At 61.8% G+C, this 7,731-nt stretch carries 5 protein-coding genes and 1 pseudogene; 5 read left to right on the forward strand and 1 reads right to left on the reverse strand.

What is annotated here, in order from left to right; translation table 11 throughout:
• Positions 1-326, forward strand: a pseudogene (locus tag NW815_RS10340) (hypothetical protein); the annotation flags it as partial.
• On the opposite strand, the gene metG reads toward NW815_RS10340, so the two are convergent.
• Positions 323-1,879, reverse strand: a complete 1,557-nt coding sequence (gene metG, locus NW815_RS10345; RefSeq protein ID WP_414388438.1) for a methionine--tRNA ligase — start codon at positions 1,877-1,879, stop codon at positions 323-325. The pseudogene NW815_RS10340 and the gene metG overlap by 4 nt on opposite strands.
• Before the next feature lie 87 nt (positions 1,880-1,966).
• On the opposite strand from metG, the gene NW815_RS10350 reads away from it, so the two are divergent.
• From NW815_RS10350 to NW815_RS10365, 4 genes are all read left to right on the forward strand, one after another.
• Positions 1,967-3,838, forward strand: coding sequence for an FAD-dependent oxidoreductase (locus NW815_RS10350; RefSeq protein ID WP_414388433.1), 1,872 nt, complete (start codon positions 1,967-1,969; stop codon positions 3,836-3,838).
• Between the two features lie 65 nt (positions 3,839-3,903).
• On the forward strand, positions 3,904-4,194 hold the full coding sequence (locus tag NW815_RS10355) for a hypothetical protein (protein ID WP_011433810.1): 291 nt from the start codon (positions 3,904-3,906) through the stop codon (positions 4,192-4,194).
• 90 nt (positions 4,195-4,284) lie between these two features.
• Positions 4,285-5,535: an ATP-binding protein gene (locus NW815_RS10360; protein ID WP_414388436.1), complete on the forward strand. Its 1,251-nt coding sequence runs from the start codon at positions 4,285-4,287 to the stop codon at positions 5,533-5,535.
• 14 nt (positions 5,536-5,549) lie between these two features.
• Positions 5,550-7,631 (forward strand): hydantoinase/oxoprolinase family protein, encoded by a 2,082-nt coding sequence (locus tag NW815_RS10365; protein WP_414388437.1) that lies wholly within the window; start codon positions 5,550-5,552, stop codon positions 7,629-7,631.
• The last annotated feature ends 100 nt before the right edge of the window (positions 7,632-7,731 follow it).

Genomic DNA, 7,731 nt, shown 5'->3' on the forward strand with positions numbered 1-7,731 from the left:
GGGTGAAAGGGGCTGGGCAAGTGGTGAAGCAGGTCAACCGCTCCATCGAAGGAGCACGCACCCAAGCCCGTGGCGCCCAGGTCAATATCCGCAGCCTTTGGGCAGGGGTACGGGCAGCCTGGCAGACGCTGTCCGGCGAAGTGCCCCCCACCACTGGCGCGATTCACAACCCGCGGCTGCGCCCATCCGACCCATCCAACCGTTCTTTCTCCGCTGCTTCATCAACACTTCCCCTGGGAGGTGACCGCCCTTTTGCCGGCGGAGCCACACCAGAGGGATCCCAAGCCGCTGCCCAATCTTCCCGACCGGACATCGCCAATCCCTAGGCGTTCCTCAGGATCTTCTGAAAGACAGGCGTAGGAGGCTGGGGCTCTTGCCCGGGGGGAAGCTGGCCCCAAGTCGCATCGGGATCCCAGCGCAGTTGCAGGGTGTCGGCGAGGGAGAACCCCAGCTGCTGCAGGATCTTGAGGCTGAGAGCGGGAATGAGGGGGGAGAGCAGGACTGCCACCCAGCGCACACTTTCCAGAACGGCATAGAGGATCTGGGCCACCCGTTCGTTTTGCCCTTGCTTGTGCAGCGTCCAAGGAGCCTGCTCATCAAGGTATTTGTTGCTGGCCTGGGCTAAGCTGAGGGCCTTGCGGGCGGCAGAGCCGGGATCCATCCCCTCGTAGGCCGCGGCCACCAGAGGGGCAAGGGTCTCGGCCAAGGTTTTGAGAGGGTGGTCAGCCGGGATCCCGACGGCGGGAATGCGGTAGTCCGGTTGATATTTCTTGAGCATGGTGAGGGTGCGGTTGAGCAGATTGCCCAGATCGTTGGCCAGATCGGCGTTGAGCACGTCAACGAAGCGGCCCTCGCTGAAATCGCCATCCTTGCCCAGCTCGATTTCCGTCAGGAAGTAGTAGCGCACGGCATCGGCGCCGTATTGCTGCACCAGCTCAAAGGGATCCACTGTGTTCCCCAGGCTTTTGCTCATCTTGAGGCCATCCTTGGTGAGAAAGCCGTGGCCAAACACCTGCTTGGGCAGGGGCAGACCTGCGGACATGAGCATGGCCGGCCAGTAAATGGCGTGGAAGCGGACAATATCCTTGCCCACCAGGTGGACATCCGCAGGCCAGTAGCGGCGTAGGGCATTTGCCAAGGTGGGCTCGTCGTCAGGATCCAAAGCAGCACTGATGTAGTTGATGAGGGCATCAAACCAAACATAAAGGGTTTGGCCGGGATCCGCCGGAAAAGGGATCCCCCAGGAGACACTAGGGCGAGAGATGGAAAAGTCCCGCAGGCCCTGCTTGACAAAGTTAATCACCTCATTGCGGCGGCTTTCCGGCTGGATAAACTCCGGCTGCTCGGCATAGAGGGCTTCCAGCTTTTCCTGGTAGCGGGAGAGGCGAAAAAAGTAGTTTTCTTCATCTTTCCACTCCACTTTCTTGGTGGGGTGCAGAGGGCAAAACCCACCTTCTAGCAGCTCCGCCTCGTCTTTAAACTCTTCGCAGGCAACGCAGTACCACCCCTGCTGCCGCCCAACGAAAATATCCCCCTGATCCCAAACCCGCTGAAAAAACTCCCGCACAATGGCCTTGTGGCGGGGATCCGTGGTGCGGATGAAGCGGTCGTGGCGGATGTGGAGTAGGTGCCACAGTTTCGCAAACTCGGCAGAAAACTCATCACAGTGCTGCTGCGGCGGAACGCCCCGTTCTTCGGCGGTACGCTGGATCTTCTGGCCGTGCTCGTCGGTTCCCGTCACCATCAGCACATCCTTGCCCCGCAGGCGATGGTAACGGGCAATGGCATCCGCCACCAGGGTGGTGTAGGCGCTGCCGATGTGGGGAGCGGCGTTGACGTAGTAGATGGGGGTGGTGATGACAAAGGTGGAATCCGGCATGAGCATCCGCAAGGCTTTCTCCCATGATAGAGGTTGCGGGAAAGTCCAAAAGGCCAAGCTGTAGCGTGGGTGTGGAGAGGTCATTCGATGAAACTTCAGGTCAACCTTCTGGGGTGGAGCGGTGTGGCGTTGGGAGTAGGGATCCTCGGGGCGGGAGCGGCTCTGGCCCAGCCCTTGCCGGAAACCCGGATCCCCTGTGAGATTTTCATCGCGGGGGGTGGGCTGGGGGGGGTGGCGGCGGCCTATGACGCGCTGCAACTGGGCCGGCAGGTGTGCATGACGGAGATCACCGATTGGATCGGGGGGCAGGTGAGCGCCCAGGGAGTCTCGGCTTTGGACGAGCGACCCCTGCAACGAGAAAATGACATCTTCCCCAAAGGCTACAGCGAGTTTCGCCGGCGGGTACGGGAAAAATACGGCGGGGATCCCAATCCCGGCAAGTGCTGGGTAAGCGTGCTCTGCTTTTCCCCGCAGGTGGGCCACCAGGTGATTCGGGAGATGTTGGATCCCTATCTGCAGTCGGGGCAGTTGCGGCTGTTCACCGAGACGGTAGTGAAGGATTTGGAGATCAAAGACTCTCAGATCCGCAGTGTGCAGGCCATTCGCAACATCCCCAAACACGCCGGCGTGGAGCCGGAGCAGCGGGGGGATTTGTCCACCTATCTCCTGGACTTTTACCGCCTGGAGCCCACCGACGACTGGGACAAGGAGATCCTGCGCTTTGAGCCGCCGCCAGAACGCCAGGGGAAAACCCTGCCCTGGGTGGTGATCGATGCCACCGAAACCGGCGAGCTGCTGCCCTTGGCGCGGGTGCCCTACCGCCTGGGAACTGATGGCCAAAGCCGCTGGGAACCCAGCTCCAAGCCCTATGTGGATCCCTACTGTACCCAGGGCTTCACCTACACCTTTGTCATGGAGCGCTTCCCCGTGCCGCAGGTGCCGGTCAAGCCGGAGTTCTACAACGATCCCCTGCACGGCCCCTACTACAGTTACGAACACCCTCGCTTCAACTTTGCGCTGATCTTCACCTACCGCCGCATCCGGGGGCAGGTGTTCGGCTTTGGGGAAGAGGCCATCCGGGTGGGGGATCAATCCATGCAGAACTGGACTTGGGGCAACGACTGGCGCATCACCGGCCCGGAGATGAACCTCATCCTTACCCACGAGCAACTGCAGGCCTCAGGCCAACTGCAGCCGGGCGGCTGGATGGGGGGCCTGCGGGTGGAAGCCCTGCGGCGAGCTGAGCAGCATGCTAAGGGCTTTTTCTACTGGCTGGTGGCGGGAAGGACGGATTTTCTCCTGCAACAGGAGGATCCCAACTTTCAAAAAGACTTCTACTTGCGCTATGCCTACCTACGGGGGCCCAATACCCCCATGGGAACTGCCAGCGGCCTTTCCAAATATCCCTACATCCGCGAGTCACGGCGCATCATCGGTCGCCCCAGTGGGGCCTACCCGCAGGGATTTACCATCTACGAGTCGGATATCACCACGCGGGAATCGGAGCTAAACCGCGGGCGGCCCTTCATCTTCTACGACTCGGTGGGGGTGGGCCAGTACCCCATCGACTTTCACGATTGCCTGCTGCCGGGTTTTTCCCTGCCCCCCAGCAACAACAAAGACGCGCAGGCCCCCAGCTACCCTTACCAGATCCCCCTGCGGGCTCTGATCCCCCAGCGCATTGACAATCTGCTAGCCGGCAACAAAAATATCGCCACCAGCCGCATTGCCAGTGCCTCCTACCGGGTGCATCCGGTGGAATGGGCCATTGGCACCGCCGCCGGCCACACGGCCCACTTTGCCCTAGAACGGGATCTGATCCCGGCGGAGATCGTGGAGGAGCCGCTTTTGGATTTGCGGCTGTTGCCAGCTCTCCAGGCCCAAATCCGGAGCTTGGGCAACCCCATTCAATTTCCTGGCACCACCATTACCGCCACCGATTGGGCCCAATCCCGCTAGCCTAGAAAGGCAGGGTTGGGAGTTGACCGGTGGATCCCGTTGGGGTTGGACTTGTGGGCTGGGAGATGCTTCGCCCCTCTTTATGGGCCGCCACGGCTCTGTGGGGCTTAGGGCTAATGTGGGGGTTTTCGCCGCTGCATCAAAAGCTGCAGGAGAGCTGGGAAAAGCAATTGCTATGGGATCCCAGTGGAGCTTTGGCTTCCTTGCTGAGCACCCTTCCCTTTTTGCTGGCAGCAGGCTTGGTGGTAGCCCTGACGGAGATCTCCTTGGGCAAAAGCTGGGCCGTCTCCTGCGGCCTGATCGCCTGCGTCGGCGGAGGCCTCTATGAACTGGGCCGGCGGGACAATGCCAGGTAACTCAAGCGCTCCGTGTTGTTAACGCAACTACCCCCAGTCTCCTCCCCTAGGGAGCGGATAAGCAACGCCAAGTTAGAGCGGCTTCAAGCGATGACCCCCCTCCAAGAAGCAGCAGAAGCAGCGGCCAAGCTGCTGGTATTCCGGGACATCTGCACCCACCCCCTAGCCCTAGCCTGGCAGGAGCTAATCCAGCAGTTGATGAGTGGGGATCCCTTGCCTTGCTGGGCGGCCTACGGGCGCTGGTTTGAGCTTTTGGCCCGGCAGGGCCTGAGCTGGCGGGAGTGGCTGATCCGGGAGATTGGCTGGGCCGATAACCCCTTTTCCCGCGCGGCGCTGCAGCCCCAAGGGATCCCAGAGCCTCTTATGCAGGCTGCCCGCCACGACCTGCGCTGTCTGCAAACCCTAGCGGACAGTCAGGAGACCATTGCCGAGCAGATGCAGGCGTTGGGGTTGGGGATCCCCTGGCCCGATGGGGAAACCGATAGCGCTGGCTGGGATCCCCGCTCTTTTGCCGATTGGGGCCTGAGCCTGGAGGACTTGATTGCCCACTATCGCCGAGAAGGGGTGGGAATCTGTGCTCGCTACTGGGCCTTTCGCTGGGGGCCAGCAGGGCTAGAAGGGATCCCTGCTCCCGATCTGTCTGACTGGGAGGAGATCTACGGCTACGAACGGCAGAAACAGCAGTTGGCGGCCAACACCGAAGCCCTGCTGCGGGGGGATCCGGCTTTGCATGTGTTGCTCTACGGGGCGCGGGGTACGGGCAAGTCTTCCCTGGTGAAGGCCTTGTTGCGCCGCTACGGCCTGCAGGGGCTGCGCCTATTGGAGCTGAGGCGAACAGACTTGATTCAGTTGCCGGAAATTTTGGCAGAGCTGCGGGCGCAGGTGTTGCCTTTCATCTTGTTTGTGGACGATCTCTCCTTTGAGGCAGAGGAAACCGAGTTCAAGCAGCTCAAGGTGCTCCTGGAGGGGGATCTCGTTGCGCCGCCCCCCAACGTGCGCCTTTATGCCACCAGCAACCGCCGCCATCTCATCCGCGAGTTTTTCGGCGACCGTCCCAATCCCCAAGATCAAGAAGTCCACGCCTGGGATACGGTCCAGGAAAAGCTGTCGCTGCGGGATCGCTTCGGCCTCACCCTCACCTTCACCCCCTTCACCCAGGGAGATTACCTGGCAACCGTAGAACACTTGGCCCAGCGGCTGGGTTTCACCCAATCTCTGGATGCCCTGCGCCGCCAGGCCTTAATCTGGGCCCAACAGCAAAACGGCTTTTCCGGTCGCACTGCCCGCCAGTTCTTGGATGCCGTTCGGGCAGGGCTGGTGAAGGACAGCGATGGACTATAGAAGCGATAGAAGCCATGGTCGCATCAGCGTTGGGTAGCAACCTCGATCCGGCCAATCTGGATCAGACGGAAGCAAGCCGCAGCTTGGCCCGCCTGGGGATCGATGTGGGGGGCACCTTTACCGATCTGGTGCTCTTGCAGGATGGCCAGATGCAGACGGCGAAGGTGCTGTCTACCCCCAGCCCTGAGGAGGGGGTCTTTGCGGCGCTGGACAAGCTGGGGGTGCTCTGGGTTGACCTCTTCTGCCATGGCATGACGGTAGCCACCAACGCGCTGCTGGAGCGCAAGGGATCCCCCACCCTGTTTCTAACCACGGCGGGCTTTCGGGATGTGCTGGCCATTGCCCGTCAAAACCGCCCCTCTCTGTATGACCTGACGCAGCCCAAGCCGGAGCCGGTGGTGCCCCGCCACCACTGCCTGGAGGTGAAGGAGCGCTGCAGCGTGGGTGGAGTGTTGGAGCCGCTCACCGATGCCGAAATCCGGCGGGTGGTGCAGGAGGTGGGGGAACGAGTGCAGCGGGATGGGATCCGCGCTATTGGGGTGGGGTTTTTGTTTTCTTTTCTCTACCCGGAGCACGAACAGCGGCTGGGAATGGCCTTGCGACAGGCTTTCCCGGAGCTACATCTTTCCCTGTCTTGCGAGGTGGCGCCGGAGTTCCGCGAATACGAGCGCTTCAGCACCACCGCCATCGATGCCTACCTCAGCCCGGCACTGGCGGGCTACCTGCACCGCTTGGCCCAAGGATGTCGGGAGCGAGGGATCCCCCAACCGTTGATCATGCAGTCTTCCGGCGGGGTGACCTCCATTGCTCAGGCGGCAGCTCATGCTTCGCTGGCTTTGCTCTCGGGGCCGGCAGGCGGGGTTTATGGGGCGGCCTATCTGGGTCGCCTGAGTGGCTACCCCCACTTGCTCAGCTTCGACATGGGGGGAACCAGCACGGATGTGGCCTTGATCCAAGATGGGATCCCCCAGGTTACTCCCGCAGCGGTGGTGTGCGGCTTGCCCGTGCAACAGCCCCAAATTGACATCCACACCGTCAGTGCCGGCGGCGGATCCCTGGCCCATTTGCTGCCCGGCGGTGGGCTTCAGGTGGGGCCAGAGAGTGCCGGATCCAACCCCGGGCCGGCCTGCTACGGTCGGGGGGGAAGGGCTCCGACGGTTACTGATGCCAACCTCTGGCTGGGGTACCTGCCGGATGGCGGTCGGCTGGGCGACTCGGTGCAGCTACGGCGGGGGCTAGCGGAACAGGCTATTGCCACGCTGGCGGATCCCTTGGGCTTGAGCTTGCAGGAAACTGCCGTTGGCATTCGCACCTTGGCGAATGTCACCATGTCGCGGGCCTTGCGGGTGATCAGCGTGGAGCGGGGTTTGGATCCCGCCGATTTTGCCCTGTTGGCCTTCGGCGGAGCCGGGCCCATGCATGCCTGTGCTTTGGCAGAAGAGCTGGGCATCCGCACGATCTTGATCCCGGCTGCCTGTGGGGTGCTCTCGGCGCTGGGAATGGCTTTGGCGGATCTGCGGCGAGACTATCGGCGGGCCATCCTCCAACCTCTGCGGCAGCTCACGTCCGCTTCAGGGGGATCCCTGCTGGCTCAATGGGCAGAACCCCTGATCCGCCAGGCGAGAGCCGATCTGCAGGAGCCGGCGTTGCACTTCAGCTTGGACTTGCGCTATCGCGGCCAGTCTTTTGAGTTGGGGATCCCAGTGCGGTTGTCGGATCCGATTGCTCATCTGGAACAGCAGTTTCACCAGGCCCACCGACAACGCTATGGATGGCAGGATTTGGCCCAGCCGGTGGAGGTGATTCAGTTGCGTCTACAGGCGGTGCAGGCCCTACCCACCGTGCCTTTGACTGCACCCCACCCTTTGCCAGGGGATCCCCTCAAGGGTCGGCGAGAGGCATGGTTTGGGGGCAGGATGCGCCTGGTGCCGGTTTACGATCGGCAGCGCATGGGTGTGGGGTTTCAACTGCGCGGGCCGGCAATTGTCGAGATGCCGGAGGCAACTGCGGTGATCGAAGCCGGTTGGACAGGTGTCATTGACGAAGTGGGAACCCTAATCTTGAGCTGTGTTCACAATGGCGGGACGGAGTTTTAGTGAGTTCACCCGTAAGGCAGTTTCGATGCAAACCAGGACACTGCACCTACACCCAAGACATTGAATGCATGGGGCCAGAAGGCTTTTCAAGGACTCCGTC

The sequence above is a fragment of the Synechococcus sp. R6-7 genome, assembly GCF_047461695.1.
Lineage (GTDB): Bacteria > Cyanobacteriota > Cyanobacteriia > Thermostichales > Thermostichaceae > Thermostichus.